Source organism: Bacillota bacterium (assembly GCA_024653485.1).
Classification (GTDB): Bacteria; Bacillota; SHA-98; order UBA4971; family UBA4971; genus UBA6256.
This window is the reverse complement of the sequence record JANLFY010000003.1, coordinates 195,369-216,906: the sequence shown is the minus strand read 5'-3', so window position 1 is coordinate 216,906 and position 21,538 is coordinate 195,369. Positions and strand designations below refer to the sequence as shown.

The following is a 21,538-nucleotide window of genomic DNA, read 5'->3' as shown; positions in this document are numbered from 1 at the left end:
TGTCGATTCGGGTCGGCCCTTCGCCTGTGAGCGTAGCACTCGCGTAGGGCGGCGCGTCCGGGCGCAGGCGCACGCCCAGGGAGGATTCGCTTTGTACCTCAAACGGATGGAGCTTTACGGGTTCAAGTCCTTCGCAGACAAGACGGAACTCGAATTCTCGCCAGGCGTGACTGCTATAGTGGGACCCAACGGAAGCGGCAAGAGCAACCTCGCGGACGCGGTCAGGTGGGTTCTCGGGGAGCAAAGCGCGCGTGTTCTCAGGGGAACGAGGATGGAGGACGTCATCTTCGCCGGGTCGGGCGCGAGGAAGCCGCTGGGGTTCGCCGAGGTCACGCTCGTCTTCGACAACTCCGACGGCTCGCTTCCCTTGGACTTTGTGGAGGTCGCGGTGACGAGACGTGTCTACCGCTCCGGCGAGAGCGACTTCTCCATTTGCGGGATCCCGTGCCGCTTGAAAGACATTCAAACGCTGTTCATGGATACGGGTGCCGCCAAGGAAGGGTACTCTATAATCGAGCAAGGGAAGATCGATGCCATCCTTGGTGCTGGTTCGGACGAGCGCAGAGCGTTCTTCGAAGAGGCTGCGGGCATTCACAAGTACAAGGCGCGCAGGGCGGATGCGGCAAGGCGGCTCGCCACGGCCGATCTTTGCGCGACCCGCGTGAGAGACGTGTTGGGCGAGCTTGCCAGGCAGATGGAACCGCTCGAGGCTAAGGCCGACGAGGCGAGGAGATTTCAGGAGTGCTGCCAAGAGCTGGCCAACCTCGAGTTGGCTCTCGCCCTCAAGGAGTTTGACGCCCTGGAAGCGAGAAGAGCGGAGATCACTAGAGCGGCTTCTCAAATCGATGAGAAGTTGGGCGAGGAAGGTTGTCTCAGGGAGTCGCTGTCGGATGAGATCTCCCGTGAGAGGGAGGCGCTCTCAGCGCTGGAGGATGAGCGCGACAGGCTGCAAGAGCGGGCGGCTGCGCTCGCTGCGGAGATCGAGAGAGCCGAGGGGAGGATCTCCCTGGCCCGCGAGCGGGAGACGGTACAGTCGGCGCAAGTTCAGGCTCTTGTAGAGAGCATGGAGAAGGATAGGCAGGTCCTGGCGGCGTGCGCCCGTGAGAGCGAGTCGAAGTCGGCTAGGCTTGCCGAGATATCATCGGAGCTCGAGGAGGTCTCTCACCACCTCGACTCCCTACAGACGGAGGAACGCGGCCTGGCCGATACGCAGAGGCTTTCGGAACAGGCGTTGGAGAAGGTAAAGGCGGATGTCATAGAAGTGCTCTCGGCCACTGCGGACGTGAAGAACGAGCTTGCCAAGATGGCTTTGGAGGACTCTGCCCGGGCAAGGCAAGAGGAGCGGTCGAGGAGAGAGCTCGAAGCGGCGCTCGCCGAGGTCCGAGAGGCTGAGACGCTGGCCGCCCAGGAGGCTGCGAGGTCGGAGGAGCTTGGCGCCAAGGTTCGGCTCGTCTCTCGCGAGAGGGCAGATGCCGAGCGCGAGCTCGGCGCGGCTCGGGAGAGGCTCAAGCGTCTCACGGCTGAGAGCCAGGAGACCCGGACGCGCGTCCGGGAGCTGTCCCTTCAGGTGGAAGCATTGAGGAGAGCGGCATCCGCGGGCGATTGGTATCCGCACGGTGCCCGAGCTGTGCTCGTTGCGGCGCGGCGAGGCGATCTACCGGGCGTAGTCGGGGCCGTCGCGGACTGCATAAGGGTGGCGCCCGAGTACGAGCAGGCAATCGAGTCTGCCCTCGGACAAGCCCTTTCCGACGTCATCGTGGAAGGAGACGTCCATGCCAGAGCCGCTGTGCGGTACCTAAAGGAAAGAGGGCTCGGGAGAGCCACCTTCCTGCCCCTTGACCTCATAAGGCCGGGGGAGCTGGCGAGAGCGGAAATGGCTGCGCTCTCGATGGATGGGGTCATCGGGAGAGCATCGACCCTTGTGCAGTGCGAGGAACGAGTGAGAAAGGCCGTGGAGCATCTCCTCGGGCGGACCATCGTCGCGCGGGATCTTGACGCTGCGGTGCAGGTGGCGCGCGCCACGGGCACACGGCTGAAAGTGGTGACCCTTGAGGGCGACCTCGTGTTGCCGGGAGGGGCGATCTCGGGGGGCAGTGGTGCGCGCGGAAAGCAGCGTGAGACGCCGCTCGCGTCAAGGCAGCGTCTCGAGGAGCTTGAGGCGCTGCTGGGATCGCTTGCGGGGGCAAGTGACCGAGCGGAGCTGGCCGTTGCCAAGGCGCAGGACGAGGTCTCGCGTCTCGAGAGGGCGGTCGAAGAGGCGAGAGTCGCAGGGCAGAAGCTCGAGCTGGAGATCGCGAGGTCCGAGGCCGTGCACTCCCGGGCGCTCCGGGAAATGGAAAGAGCTCGTTCGAAGGCGAGGCTGCTGCAGGAGGAGCTCGGGACGGGCGGCCAGGATGACCGCCACAGAGGAGAAGTTCGGGAGCGGCTTGAAGCGAAACGCGCGCACCTCGAGGCTGCCGCTCAGGAACTGGCGGAGGCGCAAGCCAGGCTCACAGCGGACCTTCAGGAGACAGTGAGAAGACGCGAGGACATCGGCAAGGAAATGACGGCCTTGCGAGTGAGAGTGGCTTCCCTGACCCAGGAAGCAGCGGGGCTTCGCGAGCAGGTGAGGGCGCTGGACGCACGGGCGAGGGAAATCGCGGTTGACGTTGAAGCGAGGGAGGCAGAGCTGGCTCGTGTGGAGAGAACGTCCAAGTCCGCTTGCGAGGAGATAGCGTCCGCGCGCGCGGCGCTTGAGTCACTCGGTCGTGAGAAAGCCGAGGTCGACAGGGCTCTTGATTCGGCGAAGGAGGCGAGGCGGGAGATGGTCCGGCGTCTCGCCCAGAGGGAGTCGAGACTTCGGATGTGTCAAGGGGAAGTCGAAGATCTCCAAAGGACGAGAGCGTCGCTTGCCGCCGAAGAAGCCGGGCTTGTCGAGAGGGTGAATAGAGTCTTGGACGAACTCGCACGCAATTACCACTTGACTGTGGACGAGGCGAGGGCGCGAGCGGGCGAAGTGTCCGACAAGGAGGAGGCGTCGGCGCGGGCGAGGTCGCTCCGGCTGCAGATCGAAGCGCTTGGACCGGTCGATCAGGGCGTCATCGATGTGTACGAGGCGCTCAGGAAACGCCACGGAGACCTGGCTTCCGGGCTCGACGATGTCGCGCGGGCGAGGGCGTTCCTCGCGGAAGTCATGGAGCGCTCGGACGGCGAGAGCGAGAAGCGGTTCCGAGAAACGCTCGGGGCCATTCGGGCTGAGTTCGGGAGGAAGTTTGAACGCCTCTTCGGCGGGGGTAGAGCGGATCTCGTGATGGCAGACGATGACGCGCCCGACCCGGGAATAGAGATAGTCGCCGAGCCGCCTGGCAAGAAGTTGCAGAGCCTGAGCCTTCTCTCAGCCGGGGAGCGGGCGCTTGCGGCCACTGCGCTCGTGTTCGCCTTGCTCGAGGTGCGACCGAGTCCGTTCTGCGTGCTCGACGAGGTAGATGCCGCTCTCGACGAAGCCAACGTGGGAAGGTTTACCGATGTCTTGAGGAATGCGGCTCTGAAGAGCCAGTTCGTGGTCGTGACACACAGGAAGGGCACGATGGAGGCGGCGGATGCCCTCTATGGCGTGACGATGGAGGAGTCCGGCGTGTCGAAGCTCATCTCCGTGAGGATGGACGGCGTTGATATCGACGGCAGGCAACAGGAAACCGCGTGAAGGCGCGTGTGGCGTGACCCGGGTAGTTCAAGTCCCGCGCTCCGCCTGCGACCGATTCACCGTGATACCGCTGGAAGGTGTGAGGATTCCGACATGAGTGGCACTGGCTCTGGAATGGGACGGTTCGTGAGAAAGCTGTTGGGCAAGGATCAGGCGGTGCTTGACGAAGTTTCGCGACCACCTCTCGACGCCCCCGAGCATGGTGGGGAGGCCCCGAGGGCTTGCCCGGGCGAACCGAAAGGCGTGGTCGCCCGGCTTAGAGAGCGTCTTGCCCGCACGAGGGGCGGTCTCGTGGAGAGGGTCGAGGCGCTCCTTGGCAGGAAACCCGCAGTTGATGAGGAGTTCTTCGAAGAGCTCGAGGCCATTCTCCTTCAAGCGGACGTCGGGGTGAAGGCCACGACGAGGCTCCTGTCCGGCTTGCGGGCGAGGATCGCCGCGGGGAGGTCGGGCCTTGGCGCAGGGGACCTCATGGAGCATCTGAAAGCCGAGATCCTTGAGACGCTTGGGGCACGGGAGCCCCTCGCGAAAGCGCCGTCAGGAACGACCGTCATCATGGTGGTCGGAGTGAACGGAACTGGGAAGACTACCACCGTGGGCAAGCTGGGCTACAGGTTCCGCAAGGAAGGGTCGAAGGTGGTGCTGGGCGCGTCCGACACTTTCAGGGCTGCCGCCATTGAGCAGCTGCGGATATGGGGTGAGAGGTCCGGAGCGGACGTCATCCGCCACGAAGAAGGCGGAGATCCAGGTGCCGTGGCTTACGATGCGTGCCAGGCGGCGAAGGCACGCCGGGCAGACTATGTGATCCTCGACACCGCGGGCCGGTTGCACACCCGCGTCAACCTCATGGAGGAGCTCAAGAAGGTGAGAAGGGTGGTGGAGAGAGAGATACCCGGCGCCCCTCACGAGGTGCTCCTCGTGCTCGACGCGACTTCCGGACAGAACGCAGTCGCCCAAGCCCGGACGTTCAAGGACGCGGTCGAGGTGACCGGTATCGCCCTCACGAAGCTGGACGGTACGGCCAAAGGTGGCGTGGTGCTGGCCATTTGCGAAGAACTGGACATCCCGGTCAAGTTGGTGGGGATCGGCGAAGAGCCCGATGACCTGCGCGATTTCGATCCCGAGGAGTTCACGGAGGCTCTCTTCGCCAGGTGAGGGTGGGGAGGCCGGCTGGGCGGCCTGCCCAGCCGGCGTCTTGGCAGATGGGGCTTGCGGGGGCGGTCGGCCGGCGTCGGAGGCGCGGGCGAGCCCACTCGTGTCCCGGGCGCGGGCGAGTCACAGGAGCCCTGAAGCGCGTGGACGCCCGGGCCCCGAATTGACTCCATGAATGGCGCAGTGTATACTACTTGCGTGAGTTGAGAGGAGGTGGGGTCTCGTGTTCGAAAACCTGACGGCGCGGCTCCAAGAGACGTTCCGCAGACTGCGCGGCAAGGGCAAGCTCAGCGAGCGCGACGTGGACGAGGCCCTGCGCGAGGTGCGCATAGCCCTTCTCGAGGCAGACGTGAACTTCAAGGTCGTCCGCGACTTCATTGCGCGAGTTAGGGGGCGGGCGTGCGGGCAAGAGGTGATGGCCAGCCTCAGCCCCGGACAGCAGGTCATCAAGATAGTAAATGCTGAACTGACCGCTTTGATGGGAGGGCAGGAGAGCAGGCTTCAATACAGCTCGAAGCCGCCGACTGTTATAATGCTAGTTGGCCTCCAGGGGTCAGGCAAGACCACTACGGCGGCCAAACTCGCTCACTTGCTCAAGCGACATGGCAAACACCCTCTCCTGGTGGCTGCCGACACCAAGCGCCCGGCTGCCATCCGCCAGCTGCAGGTGCTCGGAGAGAGAGTCGGGGTGGATGTGGTCGCGACGCACGAGGGAGATGACGCGGTGCGCGTGGCAAAGCAGGGAATGGAGCGCGCCGCGGGGCTCGGTCGCGATGTCGTGATAGTCGACACTGCCGGACGGCTCCACGTTGACGATGAGCTGATGGACGAACTAGCCCAAATGAAGGCCCAGTTGAACCCGGCAGAGGTTCTCCTCGTGGTCGACGCCATGACAGGTCAGGACGCAGTCAATGTGGCGCGTGTGTTCAACGAGCGGCTCGGCCTCTCTGGAATGATCCTGACCAAACTGGACGGCGACGCGCGAGGAGGCGCGGCCCTGTCGGCCCGTGCCGTCACCGGTCAGCCCGTCAAGTTCGTGGGCGTCGGGGAGAAGATGGATGCTTTGGAGCCGTTTCACCCTGACAGGATGGCCTCGCGCATCTTGGGCATGGGTGATGTCCTCAGCCTCATCGAGAGGGCGGAAGCTGCGTACGACGAGGAGCAGGCTCGCAAGCTCGCGGAGAAAATCAAGAGCAACGAGTTTACCCTCGAAGATTTCGCGGACCAACTGCGGCAGATGAAGAAGATAGGCCCTCTTGACGAGATACTGTCGATGCTGCCCGGGTTCGGCCGGATTCGCGGGGCCGCCGAGGTCAAGGTCGATGAAGGGCAGCTCAAGCGAGTTGAAGCGATAGTCAATTCAATGACACCAGAGGAGCGGAGGAACCCCACGATCATCGACGGCAGCCGCCGGAAGAGGATCGCGCGGGGGAGCGGGACGCGTATCCAGGATGTCAACAGCGTTCTTCGCCAGTTCGAGCAGGTGAGAGACATGCTTAGGCAATTCGGGGGCGCCGAGAAAGCTGCCCGTCGCGCTATGCGAAAAGGCGCATTCCCGTTTGTGAAATAGGCTACTCCGGACGGCCGGAGGACGGGAGGTGACACACTTGGCGGTAAGGATAAGGCTTGCCAGGACCGGGGCAAAGAAACAGGCTTCTTACAGGATCGTCGTCGCCGACACCCGGTATCCGCGGGACGGGCGGTTCATCGAGATCCTTGGGCATTACAACCCCCGGACGAACCCAGAGACGCTCGAGGTGGATGTGGAGAAAGCCGGTGAGTGGCTGAAGAGAGGCGCTCTTCCGACAGACTCGGTGAAGGCGTTGCTCGCGAGGGCCGGCGTTCCCGGGTTGGGGGCACCGGCGGCCGGTGAGGGGAAGGCCGTATGAAAGGGCTCGTCGAGTTCATGGTGAAGAGCCTGGTGGACAACGCGAACGCGGTGAGGGTGGAGGACGTCCAGAGCGCCAACGAGTACACCGTGTACGAGGTGTCCTGCGATCCGGAGGAGAAGGGCAAGCTCATCGGGAGGTCCGGCAGAACGGCGAAAGCCCTGAGGACGATCGTGAGGTCCGTGGGGGCAAGGCAGGGGAAGAGGGTCACGTTGGAGATCGTGTGATGAGATCGTTGCGCCCACGGATTCTTCAGGAGACTTGTCGCCCAAGATGACCAGCGAGTACATTGCCGTTGGACAGGTGACCGCGCCTCAAGGGATCCGCGGAGAGGTCAGAGCGCTGCCGTTAACCGATTTCCCCAACCGGTTCAGGCCGCCTCTTCGACTGCGCGTCCGCAAGGGCGAGGCCATCGCGGTTCTGGATGTGGAGGGCTCTCGGCAGCATCGGGGCTTCGTGGTCATAAAGTTCCGAGGCGTGGACTCCGTGGACGAGGCGGAGAAGCTGCGCGGCGCGATCCTCGAGGTCCCGAGGGCAGAAGTGGTGCCGCTCGAACCGGGACGGTACTACTTCTACGAGATAGAAGGCCTCGACGTTGTCACGACTGAAGGTCGTCGACTCGGGAGGGTGGCCCGCGTCTTGCGTGGCGTGGCCAATGATGTCTATGAGGTGGAGGTCCTCGCACCACGCTCTCGCCGAGGCAGGACCATCCTCGTGCCGGCGGTGCGTGAGATAGTGAAGAGCATCGATCTCGAGCGGGGCGAGATGACCATCGAGCTCATCCCGGGCCTGGAGTAGGTGGCTGGCATTGAGGATCGACGTGCTCACCCTGTTCCCGGGGATGTTCTCCGGGCCACTGTCCGAGAGCATCGTCGCGCGGGCGAGGGAGCGCGGGCTCGTGGAGGTCCATATCCACGACATCCGCGACTTCGCCCAGGACAAGCACAGGGTGGCGGATGATTACCCGTTTGGCGGAGGGGCGGGCATGGTGATGAAACCAGAGCCCATCTTCGCCGCAGTTGAACACGTGACGGGCGGGGAAGCGGGGGCAGGCAGGGTCATCCTGATGAGCCCTCAAGGGGCTGTCTTCACTCAGGAGATGGCGGTGCGGCTTGCCAGAGAGCCTCACCTAGTCGTCATCTGCGGGCACTACGAGGGCGTGGATGAACGGGTGAGAGAGGCCCTGGTTGACGAGGAGATCTCCATCGGGGACTATGTGTTGACTGGGGGCGAGCTACCCGCGATGGTGGTCATCGACGCCCTCACAAGGCTCGTTCCCGGGGTGCTCGAGGAGGAGTCGGTGGCGGCCGAGTCGTTCACAAGCGGGCTGCTGGACTATCCTCAGTACACCCGACCGAGGGAGTTCCGGGGCATGACCGTGCCGGAGGTCCTCGTCTCGGGGGATCATGAGAAGGTGAGGATCTGGCGGCGGAGGCAGGCTCTGGCTAGGACCCTGGAGAGGCGGCCGGACCTGCTTCGCAAGGCCGGCTTGACACCGGAGGACCTGCGGCTGCTGCAGGAGATAGAGCGCGACAGGGCCACCGAGCCGCGGAGGGCCGGTGTTGAACCGGGCTCCGGCGGTGTGGTATAATCACATTCGTTGAACGAACGCAGGCTGAGGACGTGCGACCCTTCCAGCCTGGAGGGAGGCTCCCTGACAATGAACATCATCGACATCCTGGAGCGCGACCAGATGCGCGAAGACATACCGCAATTCAAGCCGGGCGACACCGTGAAGGTGCACGTGAAAGTCGTCGAGGGCGGCAGAGAGAGAATCCAGGTCTTCGAAGGAGTGGTAATCGCCCGAAAGGGCTCCGGGATCCGCGAGACCTTCACCGTTCGCAAGGTATCTGCGGGCATAGGGGTCGAGCGGACTTTCCCGCTGCACTCGCCGCGGGTCAGCAAGATCGAGAAGGTTCGCGAGGGCAAGGTCAGGCGCGCCAAGCTCTATTATCTCAGGCAGCGTGTGGGCAAGGCCGCAAGGGTGAAAGAGGCGGACAGGACGTGACTTTTGGGATGGAGGATCCGCGCGAGACCGGGGCGGCCGGCGCTCCGACGATGCGAGCGGCGGAACCGGGCCGAGGCGGCCAGGGCGAGGATGGGGCAATGAGCGGCGCGGATAACGAGGCTGCGCGCGCCCAGGGAGACCGCGAGAGGATCGAGGACCCCGCGGGCAGGGTTTCGCCGGCTGAAGACGCATGCCCCGCTTCAGGCGGAGAGGGCGCCGTTGCAGGGGCGACCGGATCTGCCGGGGAAGCTGAGGGAGAGGACTGTGGTTCGGGCGCACCCGACGCAGGGGTGTGTTCCGAAGCAAGTCCGTGCCAGTCGCCTTCGGGGCCGGTGGCCCCTGTGTCAAGACTCGCCATATCACCGGCGCTCAGAGCCGAGATCGTCGAGTACGTGCAGGCGTTTGCAATCGCCATAGTCCTGGCGGCGTTCATCATCACCTTCATCGCCCAGTCCTTCGTGGTCGAGGGCTCTAGCATGGAGCCGAACCTGCACAACCGCGAGAGGCTCCTCGTGAACAAACTCGTGTACCGGTTCAAGGAGCCGCAGAGAGGCGACGTCGTCGTATTCAGGTACCCTGCCAATCCCAGGCGTAAGTTCATCAAGCGTGTCATAGGGGTCCCCGGCGACATGGTCGAGGTGAGGGATGGACACGTCATTTTGAACGGAGAGGTCCTCGAGGAAGATTACACTATGGACCTCACCTTCGGGACCTTCGGTCCAGAGGTCGTGCCTGCCGGACACTACTTCGTCCTGGGAGACAACCGGAACAACAGCGATGACTCGCGTTTTCCCGACGTGGGGTTCGTCCCGCGGCGGAATATCGTGGGCAAGGCCTTCGTGGCGTGGTGGCCTCCGGGGGAGATCGGGCTCTTACGGACACCGAAGCTGGGGGCTGGAGTTGTCGCGGAATGACGTTCTCGTGGTTTCCCGGCCACATGGCCAAGGCAAGGCAGGCTATCAAGCGAAGTCTGGCAGGAATCGACGTAGTCATAGAGGTCCTGGATGCGAGGATCCCTCGTACCAGCCGGAACCCGGAGATTGAGTGGATCGTCGGGGATAGAGCAAGGGTGGTCGTTCTCGCCAAGGAGGACCTCGCAGATCCGGTCGAGACCGGAAGGTGGCTCGCGACGCTGCGCTCGCGCGAGCCATTTTGCTATGCGGTCAACGCCGAGACCGGAGAGGGCATCGAAGCGGTGGTGGCCGCTTGTTCCTCCGTGGCAGGCCAGATAATGCTGAGACTGGCTGCCAGGGGGAGAAGGATGCGGGCCGTCAGGGCGATGGTCATCGGCATTCCCAACGTAGGGAAGTCGTCGCTGGTGAACAGGATAGCGGGGCGCAAGTCCGCCAGGACGGGGGCGAGGCCGGGGATCACCCGTGGCAACCAGTGGATAGCCGTCGGCAGAGGGATAGAGCTGCTCGATACCCCGGGAGTCCTCTGGCCGCGGGCGGACGACCCGGGCGCCATGTTCAAGCTCGCCGCGACTGGGGCCGTGAGCGATGAGAGCTTCGATCTCGTGGACGTCGCCGAGCGGTTGCTGGAGGTGCTCAGGGAGTCGTCGCCCGACGGCCTTGCTTCTCGTCTGAGATCACACGATGCACTTGCCATGGGGGGGCGCGACTTGCTTGAGTTGGCGGGCAGGAAACGTGGATGCCTGGGGCCGGGCGGCGTGGTCGATACGGCTCGCGCGGCCGCCGCCGTTCTGTCTGACTTTCGGAAAGGGCTGTTCGGAAGGGTTACGCTGGACCCGGCTCCCGGGGAAGGTGACTACGCGTGACCGACGTTTCCGCAGCGAGACAAGGTTCCGGCGTGGACCTGTTGGAGTTCGAGCGACGCCTGTGGAATCGAGGTTATGTGGCCGTTGCGGGGATAGATGAAGCCGGCCGCGGAGCTCTCCTCGCGTCGGTCGTCGCCGCGGCGGTAGTCTTCCGGCCTGGGACTCTGCTCCCGGGGGTGCGCGATTCCAAGACCCTCTCGCCCAAGAGGCGGGAGGAGCTTTACGACGCGATACTGCAGACGGCCGTCGCCGTGGGAACCGGTGCGGTGGACGCGGAGACCGTCGACCGCATCAATATCAGGCAGGCGGCGAGGCTCGCTATGAAGAAGGCGGTGGAGAGCCTCGGAATCGTCCCCGACTACCTTCTAGTGGACGCTGAAGAGGTGGGCGTGCCCGTTCCTCAAATCGCCATCGTTCACGGGGACGCGCTCTCGCAGGCCATCGCAGCCGCGTCCATAGTCGCCAAGGTCACGAGAGATAGAATGTGTGAGGTATGGGACGCGCAGTACCCGCAGTACCGCATCGGGTCTCACAAGGGGTACTGCACGCGGGAGCACGTTGCGGCCATACTCGAGCATGGCCCGTGTCCACTGCACAGAAAAACGTTCCTCAGACGCATCCTCTGTCATCAATCCAGCTTCGCCCGGGATCTCGGGGTGTGACACAATTTGCCAATCTGCCGCCGATGAGTGGCAGGAATATCCAGCCCCGTAGCGAAAAGACATCTATGTCAGTACATGCCAGGGAAGTGGGACTTGTGGGCGCATCTGGCGGCAGCCTGGGCGTCTTGGGCGAGGAGCTTGCGGCAAATTACCTTGAATCAGTGGGATTCGTCGTCCTGGAACGCAACTTTCGCCGGAAGACGGGGGAGATCGACGTCGTGGCGCGCGATGGGGACACGGTGGTGTTCGTGGAGGTCAAGACGCGGAGGTCTGGTAGGTTTGGCTGGGCCGTCGAGCAGGTGACCGCGGGCAAGCGTAGACGTCTGGTGAGGACGGCTCTCGCGTATGTCGTCGAACGCGGAATGGCCGGAGCCGAGTGCAGGTTCGACGTGGTCGCGGTGGACATCCGCCCCGTGGGTCCGCCGGCCATCTCTCTCATAAAGGGCGCCTTCGACTGCAGGAGGTGAGGTCTTTGCTGGCGAAGGTGCCGAGCGGCGCGGTTCTCGGGGTGGACGGGTACCCGGTCCACGTGGAGGTAGACGTGTCGGCAGGCCTTCCTTCGTTCGAAGTGGTGGGACTGCCGGACGCCGCCACACGGGAGTCCCGGGAGCGAGTGAGGGCAGCCCTCAGGAACTCCGGGTTCGAGTTCCCCCTTCGGCGGATCACGGTCAACCTCGCGCCGGCCATGGTCCGGAAGGAGGGAGCTTGTTTCGACCTGGCAATGGCAGTAGGCATTCTGACCGCGACCGGGGAGGTCCCGGCGCCTGCGGCGGAGGGCCAGGTGCTTGTCGGTGAGCTGTCACTGGACGGCCACGTCCGGGGCACGTGGGGCGTCCTCCCCATTGCTCTCGCCGCCAAAGCAGCAGGGTTCTCGAAGATGGTGGTGGCACGCGAGAACGCCGGGGAGGCAGCGCTCGTTGACGGCCTCGACGTGTACGGGGTGAGCACGCTTCGCGAGGCGGTCGGTCACCTTTCCGGGGCCATCAGCGTTGGGAAGACCCCTTCCACGAGACGTTGCGTTCCGGGCAAGGGTAACGGGGAAAGAGTCCCCGACTTTGGTGATGTTCTGGGACAGGATCACGCAAGGCGTGCTCTCGAAGTGGCTGCGGCAGGAGGGCACAACGTGCTCATGGTGGGGCCTCCGGGCGCGGGCAAGACCATGCTCGCAAGGCGCCTGCCTTCCATCCTGCCGCCATTGTCGTGGGACGAAACCCTGGAGGTGACGAGGGTCTACAGCGCGGCGGGCCGCCTTCCGGCGGGCGCGAGCATCGTATCGGAACGGCCTTTCAGGGATCCCCACCACAGCATATCGCTGGCCGGCCTCATCGGAGGAGGCCGCGTGCCCAAGCCGGGGGAGGTCTCCCTCGCTCACCGGGGTGTGCTTTTTCTGGACGAGATGCCGGAGTTTTCCGGACGTGCCCTGGAGGCTCTCAGGCAACCCCTCGAAGACGGCCTTGTCACAATATCGCGGTCGGGCGGGGTTGCGACTTTTCCCGCTCGGTTCATCCTCGTAGGAGCCATGAACCCGTGCCCATGCGGGCGGGGTTACGGGTCCACCGGGTGCACCTGCACCCCTGCCATGGTGAAAAGGTACCTAGCCGGGCTCTCGGGGCCTCTGCTCGACAGAATAGACATCCATCTGCACGTGGGGAGGGTGAACATGGAAGACGTCGAGAGGGGTCCAGTGTCGGAGACCTCCGAAGAGATCAGGAGGAGAGTGGTCACGGCCAGGGAGGTCCAGGAAAAGAGGTTCGAAGGGCTCTCGATTCGCACCAACGCGGAGATGAAACCCGCGGAGATCCGCGAGCACTGTCGCATGTCAAAGGACGCGAGGATCATGTTGTACTCTGCCTGTGCCAAGCTGGGTCTGTCGGCGCGCGCCTACGCCAGGGTGCTGAAGGTGGCCAGAACCATAGCAGATCTCGACGGAAACGACGAGTTGCTCGTGCGCCACGTGGGCGAGGCCGTGAGCTACAGGTCATTCGCAGCCCGTTAGCGCGTTTGAGCGCTTCCCAGGCGGCAACGTGCGGGCGGCCTGGGGCTGTGCGGCTCGCCCGCCCGAGCGCGCCCGGTCGTCGGGCGGTCCGCAAGTGCGACAGGATGAACGCGGCTGCTCGTGGCCGCGGTAATGGGTTGGGAACACATGGACGAGAGAGAGTGTGTGATCGCTCTCAACTTGGTGGACACGATAGGTGGGGAGAGGCTTGCAAGCCTCATCGAGAGATTCGGCTCTGCCCGGGAGGCCCTCCTCGCGAGCGAAGCCCAGCTTCGCACCGTGGAAGGCATCGGCCCCGTGACAGCTCGGAAGATAGCGGCAGTCCGCGACGGGAAGCTCTTGCGGGAGGAGCTTCGCACCGCGTCCAAGCTCGGCGTGAAGATAGTGACCTCCTCTGACCCTGGGTATCCTGAACGCCTGCACACCATCAACCATCCTCCTCCCGTGCTCTACGTCAAGGGGACGCTCCTTCCGTCGGACGCGTTCTCTCTTGCGATCGTAGGGTCGAGACGGGGCAGTCATTATGGCCGTAGGGCAGCGCGTCTTCTCTCGTCCGAAGCCGCAGCGGCCGGCCTCACTGTGGTATCGGGAATGGCGAGGGGCATCGACTCGGTCGCCCATCATGCCGCCCTGGAGCGCGGTGGGCGCACCATCGCAGTCCTGGGGTGCGGCATAGACGTGGTGTACCCTCCGGAGAACGTGAAACTCGCGCAGGAGATTGCAGGAAACGGGGCGCTCGTGAGCGAACGCTCTCTTGGCACCCGCCCCCTCGCTCGCAACTTTCCAGCTCGCAATAGGATCATCAGCGGGCTCTCCCTGGGTGTGGTTGTAGTGGAAGCGGGGGAAACGAGCGGCTCGCTCATCACGGCGGAGTTTGCGGCTGACCAGGGACGCGAGGTCTTTGCTGTTCCGGGCGACATCGAAAGCCCACTCTCACGGGGGACTCACCGCCTCATCAAGGAAGGGGCGAGGCTCGTGGAGGGAATCGCGGACGTCCTCGACGAGCTCGGGATCGAGGTGCCTCGCGGGGATCACAGGGGCACCATGGAAGGTGAGTCGAGTCTGTCAGCTCGGGAGAGAAGAGTCCTTGCGGTGATGGGATTCTCTCCGGTGTCCGCCGATGATATAGTATACGAGACGGGGCTGGCCCCCCAAGACGTTGCAGTCGCTCTCGGGTCGCTGGAGCTTCGCGGGATTGTTGAGCGTTCTCTCGACGGCTACGCGCGACGCTCGTGAGGAAGGTGATAGGGTGGCCTGCAGCAAACGCGACCAGACGCGCGGAAGGCGCCGACTTGCGGCCGCTCCGCGAAGGGTATTAAACGCACATGAACGACAGAAGCTAACCGTCGACGCTTGGGGCCTTCTTGCTTTCCTACAGGAAGCCGACCTCGTCAGAGCCGATGAGCTCGAAGAGGCTCTCCTCCTCATTGCGACCCTCGAGTCCGGCGAGGTCGACGCGAAGGAGTTGGCGCTGGTGCTATCCAGCGTGATAGCGGACAGAGATAGGGCAGCCATCATCCTTTGGAAAGCCAGCGGGCGCGACGGGGACGACGATGCTGGGGAGGAGGACGAGGAGCAAGACGCAGGACCTCGGCCTCGGCTGCTTCACTGAGCGAAAGCACAGAATGGGTGAGGAGTGTCGGAATGTCGAAATCCCTCGTGATAGTGGAATCGCCTGCAAAGGCGAAGACCATCGGCAAGTTCCTCGGCTCCGGGTTCACGGTGAAAGCTTCCAAGGGGCATGTGCGCGATCTTCCCAAGAGCAAGCTCGGAGTGGACCTGAAAGGTGGGTACGCCCCTCATTACGTGCTCATCAAAGACAGGGGTGATATCATCCGAGAGCTCAAGGGAGCGGTGGCATCGGTGGACGGGGTGCTGCTCGCGACCGACCCAGACCGTGAAGGTGAGGCGATATCGTGGCACCTCACACAGGTGCTGGGGATCGACCCGGGGAGCCCTTGCCGGATCGAGTTCAATGAGATAACCCGGACGGCCGTGAGAGCCGCCTTGGGCAGCCCAAGGCCCATCGACATGGCCCGTGTGAACGCGCAGCAGGCTAGACGCGTGCTCGATAGGCTTGTCGGTTACGGACTGAGCCCGCTTCTGTGGAAGAAGGTCCGTAGAGGGTTGTCCGCCGGAAGAGTCCAGTCTGTGGCGGTACGGCTGGTCTGCGACAGGGAGAGGGAAATACAAGCGCATGTCAGGGAGGAGTACTGGTCCATAACCGCTCACCTCCTATCAGGTGAGGGAGGGCGGGAGTTCCCCGCCAAGCTCGTGCTACGGGGCGGAAAGAAAGTCGAGATCAGAAACGAAGGCGAAGCCGGATCCATTCTGAAGGAGCTCGAAGGTGCAACGTACCTAGTCGAGCAAGTTTCTAGAAAGGAGCGCCGGAGAAACCCCTCGCCCCCATTCACCACGAGCACCATGCAGCAGGAGGCTTCGCGGAGGCTCGGCTTCGGGTCGAAGAAGACGATGATGGTGGCCCAGCAGCTATACGAGGGCTTACCGCTCGGCGACGAGGGAAGCGTGGGGTTGGTGACGTACATCCGCACGGACTCAGTGCGGGTGGCCGCTGAAGCGGAACAAGCCGCGAGGGCGTTCATCGTAAAGACATACGGGCGGGAGTACGCCCCGGGGCACCCGAGGCGCTACCGCGCGAAGACGACGAGCCAGGACGCGCATGAAGCGATACGCCCCACAAACGTGGAGAGGCTGCCGGACCACGTGAAGCAATACCTCACTCGTGACCAGTACAGACTGTACAGGTTGATATGGGAGAGGTTCGTGGCGAGCCAGATGGAATCGGCCGTGCTCGACGCCATGAGCGTGGATGTCCGGGCGAGGGGATACACCTTCAGAGCCACGGGTTCCAGGGTGAAGTTCCCCGGCTTCGCCATGGTGTATCAGGAGGCCTCCGACACTGAGAAGGGGGAGGAACAGAGCCTTCCAGAGGTGCGCGAGGGTGAGGAACTTGCCCTTGTGAAGTTGGAGCACGCCCAGCATTTCACGGAGCCGCCGCCGCGCTACACTGAGGCCACGCTCGTCAAGGCGTTGGAGGAAAACGGCATAGGAAGGCCGAGTACGTACGCACCCATCATCGACACGATCCTGAGGCGTGGGTACGTCGTTCTGGAGGACAGGAGATTTCATCCAACTCAGCTTGGGTTCGTCGTCGTAGACGTTCTGAAGCAGGTATACCCGCAAGTGGTGGACGTGGCGTTCACTGCCGACGTGGAAAGCAAGCTCGACAGGATCGCAGAGGGCGAGCTCGACTGGGTGAGGGTGGTCGACGAATTCTACGTCCCCTTCCAGAAGGTCGTGACGGCGGCAGAGGAAACCATGGGGCGAGTGAAGATCCCCGACGAGGTTACCGACGAGAAGTGCCCCGAGTGTGGGCGCCCGCTCGTGGTGAAACATGGGAGGTTTGGAACGTTCCTCGGTTGCCAGGGGTATCCCGATTGTACCTTCACGAAGAAGATCGTGCGCTCTACGGGAGTGGCCTGCCCCGAGTGTGGCGCGGAGGTGGTGGAGCGCAGGACGAAGAAGGGCCGGAAGTTCTATGGCTGCAGTAGGTACCCGGACTGCCGGTTCACCACGTGGTACACTCCGCTGAAGGTCACCTGTCCCAAGTGCGGCGCATTCCTTGTGAAGCGCGGGAGAGGGGGCGGGGTGCGGGCTTGCGTGAGAGAGACCTGCGACTATCGTGAAGAGGGAAAGGCGGAGCCTGGCGGCGCGGGAGCCAACGCGTGAGCATCCTCTGAGTGCAGCGACTGCAGACCCTGACTTTGCTGCGTGGTGAGTTCAGCTATGCAAACGACCGCGGTCGACATCGATGGAGCGGACGTGATAGTGGTGGGAGGAGGTCTTGCCGGAAGCGAGGCAGCTTGGCAGGTGGCCAGGAGAGGACTGCGAGTGGTCCTTTTCGAGATGCGCCCGTCGTTGATGACCCCAGCCCACGCCACAGGAGACCTTGGTGAGCTCGTCTGCTCGAATTCTCTCGGCTCGGACAGCCTCTTGAACGCCGCAGGGGTCCTCAAAGAGGAGATGAGGATCTTTGGGTCGATCATCATGAGGTGCGCGGAATGCTCGAGGATACCAGCGGGGTCCGCGTTGGCGTGCGACAGGCGGCGGTTTGCCCGCCTGGTGACCGCGTACGTTGAAAGGTGCCCGAACATGAAGTTGGTGAGGAGGGAGATGAGGGGGATCCCCGAAGATGTCCCGACGGTGATAGCGACGGGTCCCCTCACTTCCGATGACATGGCTGCGGCCATAGCGGGGCTTGCGGGGACGGAGCATCTGTACTTCTACGATGCGGTGGCCCCGATAGTGACCGCCGAGTCCTGCGACATGTCGAAGGCCTTCTGGGCGGCGCGTTACGGTCGCGGGGGGAAGGACTATCTCAACTGCCCGATGACGAAAGAGGAGTACGAGCGCTTCCACGAAGCGCTCGTTTCCGCGAGGTGCGCTCCGGTCCACGGCTTCGAGGACACGAAGGTCTTCGAGTCGTGTATGCCTGTGGAGGTTCTGGCTCGGAGGGGCAAGGAGGCACTCGTCTACGGACCTCTGCGTCCCGTCGGTTTGGTCGACCCGCGGACCGGCGAGAGGCCGTACGCAGTGGTGCAGCTCAGGCGGGAGGACGAAGAGGGGACGCTCCTCAACATGGTGGGCTTTCAGACGCGGCTTGCCTGGGACGAACAGCGACGTGTCTTTCGGATGATTCCAGGCTTGGAGCGCGCGCATTTCGTTAGGCTTGGGGTGATGCACAGGAACACTTACGTGAACTCGCCCGAACTCCTCCGACCGACCATGCAGTGTCGCTTGCGTGACACGCTCTTTTTCGCTGGGCAGCTGACCGGCGTGGAGGGATACCTGGAGTCTGCGGCTTCGGGGCTAGTGGCGGGGGTAAACGCGTCGAGACTAGCTCTCGGGCTGGCTCCCGTGGTGTTCCCGAGGGAAACGGTCCACGGCAGCCTGTGTCAGTATATCACCTCGCCTCACGCTGGAGGCTTCCAGCCGATGAACGCGAATTTCGGCATCATGCCGCGCGCCTCGGGAGGAGGGCGGGGAAGGGCGGCAAGGCGGGCGATTTCGACTCGAGCCCTGAATGCCGCGAAAGATTTCGAGAAAACTCTGCGGAGTGGGGTTGAACAAATATTATAACTATGGTAGAATTTGAGGCTAGATGGGCGCCAAGAGGGCTTCTCAGCAGGGCCGCGGCCGTGCGCCTCATCGCCGGCTCCGTTACTTCGTCCACAGGGGGCTGCCTGATCTGCGGGGAGGCAAGCGGCTAGAGACATGACATGAGCCGGAAGGGGGCTGCGCCTTTGCTGGCCTCGCAAGTCGACGGGTTTCTCGCGCACCTCGCGCTTGAAAAGGGCGTGTCGCCCCATACGCTCGAAGCTTATTCCCATGACCTGCGGTGTTTCATAGACTTCCTCGACGAGGCTCTCAAGGAGAGGAAGGACCTTTCCGAAGTAAGCCACCTTGAGGTCCGCGCGTACCTTGCGAACCTGCAGAAGGCCCGGTACTCGAGACGCACCATCGCACGCCGCCTTGCGGCCGTAAGGTCGTTCTTCACATACCTTTGCAGGCAAGGGCTCTGCCGCACGAACCCAGCTCGGGGTGTGAGCGCGCCGAAGCTGGGCAGGATGTTGCCGCGCTTTCTCCACGAAGAGAACGTGACCAGCCTCGTGGAGGCTCCCGCATCGGATACGCCGATCGGGCTTCGGGACAGGGCCGTCCTGGAGACGCTGTACGCCGCGGGACTGCGTGTGAGCGAACTCGTGGGTCTTGACATGGCTGACGTGGACTTGTCGCACGGGTTCGCAAGAGCCTTCGGGAAAGGCGGGAGGGAGCGCGTGGTGCCAATCGGCGAGCGTGCGGCAGACGCGCTGAGAGAGTACATCGCGAAGGGCAGGCCTGTTCTCGCGGGCGGTCGTCGTGAAGAGGCAGCTGGCGAGGAGGCGCTCTTCTTGAATCGCGGAGGGCGGAGGCTTTCGACCAGAGCCGTTCAGCTCATGCTCGACAAGTACATAAGGCAGGTCAGTATAGACAAGAAGGTGAGCCCTCACGCAATCAGGCACTCCTTTGCCACCCATCTCCTTGACCACGGTGCGGACCTTCGAGCCGTGCAGGAGCTGCTCGGCCATGTGAGCATTTCGACCACGCAGATCTATACCCATGTGAGCAGAGAGAAGCTGAGGCTCGTCTACGACAAGGCTCACCCCCGAGCCTGACCAGAAGGAGGGAGCCATGTGTTTCACGCCACGACAGTGGTCGCCGTGAAGAAGGACGGTCACGTGGCCGTCGCAGGTGACGGCCAGGTGACATTCGCTAACACCGTGATGAAACATAGAGCGAAGAAGGTAAGAAGGATACACGATGGGAAGGTCCTTGCTGGTTTCGCTGGCGCGGCCGCTGACGCCTTCGCGCTTTTCGAGAAGTTCGAGGGTAAGCTGGAGGAGTTCCGGGGCAACCTTCCCAGGGCAGCCGTAGAGCTTGCAAAGGAATGGAGGCTCGATAGGGCTCTGCGCAAGCTGGAAGCCCTCTTAGTCGTCGCGGATGCTTCACACCTGCTAGTGGTGTCAGGAAGTGGAGACGTCATCGAACCCGACGACGGCGTCGCTGCCGTCGGATCGGGAGGCCCGTATGCCTTGGCCGCCGCAAGGGCGCTCCTGCGCCACACGGACCTTTCGTGTCGGGACATCGTGGTGGAGTCTCTCAAGATAGCCTCATCGATCTGCATATATACGAACGAGGAGATCACGTTCGAGGAGATATGAGATTGCGAAGGGAGGCGCGAGGGTGGAGGACCTGACACCCCGAGCCATCGTCGAGGAGCTCGACAAGTACATAGTCGGCCAGGCGAGAGCCAAACGCGCGGTGGCCATAGCTTTGCGCAACAGGTATCGCAGGCTCAAGCTGCCCGCGCCATTACGTGACGAAGTCGTGCCGAAGAACATCCTCATGATAGGCCCCACTGGAGTGGGCAAGACGGAGATCGCGAGACGGCTCGCGAGATTGGTGAATGCCCCGTTCATCAAGGTGGAAGCCACGAAGTTCACGGAGGTCGGTTACGTGGGCAGGGATGTGGACTCCATCATCAGGGACCTCGTGGAGACGTCGGTGAGGATGGTGAAGGCGGAGAAAACAGTGCAGGTATATCACCGGGCGGAAGCGGTGGTAGACGAGAGGCTTCTCGATATAATGGCGCCCATCCCCAGCCGTGAGTCGGAGAGGAACCCGCTGAGCGCCCTCATGGGAGGGCTGGGGCTCATCCGGGACGATGAATCGTTTCAGTCGAGGCAGGCGGAGGCGAAGGCTAGGCGAGACGAACTCAGGGCGAAGCTTGCCGCGGGGGAGCTCGAGGACATGATGATCGAGGTCACTGTCGAGGACCAAACCCCGCCTATGCTCGAAGTCTTCAGCGGCGCTGGTGTGGAGGAGATGGGCATCAACATGCAGGACCTCTTCGGGGGGCTTCTCCCGAGGCGCCAGCGACGCCGAAAGGTGCCTGTCAGGGAGGCGCGCAAGATCATAGCGCAGGAAGAGGCGCAGAAGCTCGTGGACATGGAGGAGGTCGAGCAGGAGGCCGTCAGGCGCGCCGAGCAGTCCGGGATAGTGTTCATAGACGAAATCGACAAGATAGCAGGCAGGGAGCGCGGCGTGGGGCCGGACGTATCGCGCGAGGGCGTTCAGCGGGACATTCTGCCCATTGTCGAGGGATCTACCGTGATGACCAAGCACGGCCCGGTGCGAACGGATCACATATTGTTCATCGCGGCAGGGGCCTTTCACGTGGCAAAGCCTTCAGACCTCATCCCCGAGCTGCAAGGGCGTTTTCCGATAAGAGTGGAGCTCGACAGCCTTACAAGGGAGGACTTCAAGCGCATCCTTCTCGAGCCCGAGAACGCCCTGGTGAAGCAGTACAAGGCCCTGCTTGCCACGGAAGGGATCGAGCTGGAGTTCCTGCCCGAGGCCATCGACGAGATCGCTGCCATCGCTGATACAGTCAACCAGGAGACGGAGAACATCGGCGCGAGGAGGCTCCACACGATCATCGAGCGGCTGCTCGATGACATCTCCTTCGATGCGCCGGACATGGCGAAGGGGAGGGTGCGGATTGACCGGGAATACGTTCGCGGAAGACTGCAAGACATAGTCGGAGATAGAGACCTCAGCCGCTTCATCTTGTGAGCAGCGCCTGCTGCGCCGTCGCGCGGGTCTCCAGCCGCATGAGGCCCGGGACTGCCGGGGCCGTCCCTCTCCCGGCTTTTCCCGGCCCTCGACACGGACACGGGTGGCCGGAGTCCCGCGGAGCGATTCTCCCGGCACGGGGCCTCGACCCGAGCGCGGGGTGGGACAAGCCGGGTGAA

20 protein-coding genes are annotated in these 21,538 nt (G+C 63.4%); all 20 read left to right on the top strand.

Annotation, left to right across the window (positions count from 1 at the left end; genetic code table 11):
• The first annotated feature begins 91 nt into the window (after positions 1-91).
• The gene (gene smc / locus NUW12_03825; protein ID MCR4401897.1) at positions 92-3,682 is read left to right on the top strand and encodes a chromosome segregation protein SMC; all 3,591 of its coding nucleotides are present in this window, start codon (positions 92-94) and stop codon (positions 3,680-3,682) included.
• Positions 3,683-3,775: 93 nt separating this feature from the next.
• Positions 3,776-4,834, top strand: coding sequence for a signal recognition particle-docking protein FtsY (ftsY, locus tag NUW12_03820; GenBank protein ID MCR4401896.1), 1,059 nt, complete (start codon positions 3,776-3,778; stop codon positions 4,832-4,834).
• Positions 4,835-5,054: 220 nt separating this feature from the next.
• The gene (gene ffh, locus NUW12_03815) at positions 5,055-6,401 is read left to right on the top strand and encodes a signal recognition particle protein (protein MCR4401895.1); all 1,347 of its coding nucleotides are present in this window, start codon (positions 5,055-5,057) and stop codon (positions 6,399-6,401) included.
• Positions 6,402-6,438: 37 nt separating this feature from the next.
• On the top strand, positions 6,439-6,720 hold the full coding sequence (gene rpsP, locus NUW12_03810; GenBank protein ID MCR4401894.1) for a 30S ribosomal protein S16: 282 nt from the start codon (positions 6,439-6,441) through the stop codon (positions 6,718-6,720).
• Positions 6,717-6,947, top strand: coding sequence for a KH domain-containing protein (locus tag NUW12_03805; GenBank protein ID MCR4401893.1), 231 nt, complete (start codon positions 6,717-6,719; stop codon positions 6,945-6,947). Before rpsP ends, NUW12_03805 begins: the two co-directional genes overlap by 4 nt.
• 46 nt (positions 6,948-6,993) lie before the next feature.
• On the top strand, positions 6,994-7,518 hold the full coding sequence (gene rimM, locus NUW12_03800) for a ribosome maturation factor RimM (GenBank protein ID MCR4401892.1): 525 nt from the start codon (positions 6,994-6,996) through the stop codon (positions 7,516-7,518).
• A 10-nt stretch (positions 7,519-7,528) separates the two neighbouring features.
• Entirely contained in the window at positions 7,529-8,311 is a 783-nt protein-coding gene (trmD, locus tag NUW12_03795; GenBank protein ID MCR4401891.1) for a tRNA (guanosine(37)-N1)-methyltransferase TrmD, read from the top strand.
• A gap of 69 nt (positions 8,312-8,380) precedes the next feature.
• The gene (rplS, locus tag NUW12_03790; GenBank protein MCR4401890.1) at positions 8,381-8,728 is read left to right on the top strand and encodes a 50S ribosomal protein L19; all 348 of its coding nucleotides are present in this window, start codon (positions 8,381-8,383) and stop codon (positions 8,726-8,728) included.
• A gap of 356 nt (positions 8,729-9,084) precedes the next feature.
• A complete protein-coding gene (gene lepB / locus NUW12_03785) occupies positions 9,085-9,642 on the top strand; it encodes a signal peptidase I (protein MCR4401889.1) in 558 nt (185 codons plus the stop codon).
• Complete coding sequence (gene ylqF, locus NUW12_03780) at positions 9,639-10,505, top strand: ribosome biogenesis GTPase YlqF (protein ID MCR4401888.1); 867 nt, start codon at positions 9,639-9,641, stop codon at positions 10,503-10,505. The genes lepB and ylqF overlap by 4 nt, the downstream gene beginning before the upstream one ends.
• Positions 10,502-11,167 carry a ribonuclease HII gene (locus tag NUW12_03775; GenBank protein MCR4401887.1) on the top strand — a complete coding sequence of 222 codons (666 nt, stop codon included), beginning with the start codon at positions 10,502-10,504 and terminating at the stop codon, positions 11,165-11,167. The genes ylqF and NUW12_03775 overlap by 4 nt, the downstream gene beginning before the upstream one ends.
• A 65-nt stretch (positions 11,168-11,232) precedes the next feature.
• Positions 11,233-11,634, top strand: a complete 402-nt coding sequence (locus NUW12_03770; protein ID MCR4401886.1) for a YraN family protein — start codon at positions 11,233-11,235, stop codon at positions 11,632-11,634.
• A 5-nt stretch (positions 11,635-11,639) separates the two neighbouring features.
• Complete coding sequence (locus NUW12_03765) at positions 11,640-13,163, top strand: YifB family Mg chelatase-like AAA ATPase (protein MCR4401885.1); 1,524 nt, start codon at positions 11,640-11,642, stop codon at positions 13,161-13,163.
• 147 nt (positions 13,164-13,310) lie between these two features.
• Complete coding sequence (gene dprA, locus NUW12_03760) at positions 13,311-14,399, top strand: DNA-processing protein DprA (protein ID MCR4401884.1); 1,089 nt, start codon at positions 13,311-13,313, stop codon at positions 14,397-14,399.
• 13 nt (positions 14,400-14,412) lie between these two features.
• Entirely contained in the window at positions 14,413-14,775 is a 363-nt protein-coding gene (locus tag NUW12_03755; protein ID MCR4401883.1) for a DUF494 family protein, read from the top strand.
• Positions 14,776-14,807: 32 nt separating this feature from the next.
• Positions 14,808-16,913, top strand: coding sequence for a type I DNA topoisomerase (gene topA / locus NUW12_03750; GenBank protein ID MCR4401882.1), 2,106 nt, complete (start codon positions 14,808-14,810; stop codon positions 16,911-16,913).
• A gap of 57 nt (positions 16,914-16,970) precedes the next feature.
• Entirely contained in the window at positions 16,971-18,323 is a 1,353-nt protein-coding gene (gene trmFO, locus NUW12_03745; protein ID MCR4401881.1) for a methylenetetrahydrofolate--tRNA-(uracil(54)-C(5))-methyltransferase (FADH(2)-oxidizing) TrmFO, read from the top strand.
• A 167-nt stretch (positions 18,324-18,490) separates the two neighbouring features.
• A complete protein-coding gene (xerC, locus tag NUW12_03740) occupies positions 18,491-19,399 on the top strand; it encodes a tyrosine recombinase XerC (GenBank protein ID MCR4401880.1) in 909 nt (302 codons plus the stop codon).
• A gap of 18 nt (positions 19,400-19,417) precedes the next feature.
• A complete protein-coding gene (gene hslV, locus NUW12_03735; GenBank protein ID MCR4401879.1) occupies positions 19,418-19,945 on the top strand; it encodes an ATP-dependent protease subunit HslV in 528 nt (175 codons plus the stop codon).
• A 22-nt stretch (positions 19,946-19,967) separates the two neighbouring features.
• Positions 19,968-21,359, top strand: coding sequence for an ATP-dependent protease ATPase subunit HslU (gene hslU / locus NUW12_03730; GenBank protein ID MCR4401878.1), 1,392 nt, complete (start codon positions 19,968-19,970; stop codon positions 21,357-21,359).
• Positions 21,360-21,538: the final 179 nt, after the last annotated feature.

What these genes read in the sequence shown, in the direction of transcription:
- ftsY (MCR4401896.1), top strand. Translation starts at nt 3,776, where the DNA reads ATGAGTGGCACTGGCTCTGGAATGGGACGGTTCGTGAGAAAGCTGTTG.
- topA (MCR4401882.1), top strand. Translation starts at nt 14,808, where the DNA reads ATGTCGAAATCCCTCGTGATAGTGGAATCGCCTGCAAAGGCGAAGACC.
- NUW12_03805 (MCR4401893.1), top strand. Translation starts at nt 6,717, where the DNA reads ATGAAAGGGCTCGTCGAGTTCATGGTGAAGAGCCTGGTGGACAACGCG.
- rplS (MCR4401890.1), top strand. Translation starts at nt 8,381, where the DNA reads ATGAACATCATCGACATCCTGGAGCGCGACCAGATGCGCGAAGACATA.
- ylqF (MCR4401888.1), top strand. Translation starts at nt 9,639, where the DNA reads ATGACGTTCTCGTGGTTTCCCGGCCACATGGCCAAGGCAAGGCAGGCT.
- NUW12_03770 (MCR4401886.1), top strand. Translation starts at nt 11,233, where the DNA reads ATGTCAGTACATGCCAGGGAAGTGGGACTTGTGGGCGCATCTGGCGGC.
- trmFO (MCR4401881.1), top strand. Translation starts at nt 16,971, where the DNA reads ATGCAAACGACCGCGGTCGACATCGATGGAGCGGACGTGATAGTGGTG.
- rimM (MCR4401892.1), top strand. Translation starts at nt 6,994, where the DNA reads ATGACCAGCGAGTACATTGCCGTTGGACAGGTGACCGCGCCTCAAGGG.
- dprA (MCR4401884.1), top strand. Translation starts at nt 13,311, where the DNA reads ATGGACGAGAGAGAGTGTGTGATCGCTCTCAACTTGGTGGACACGATA.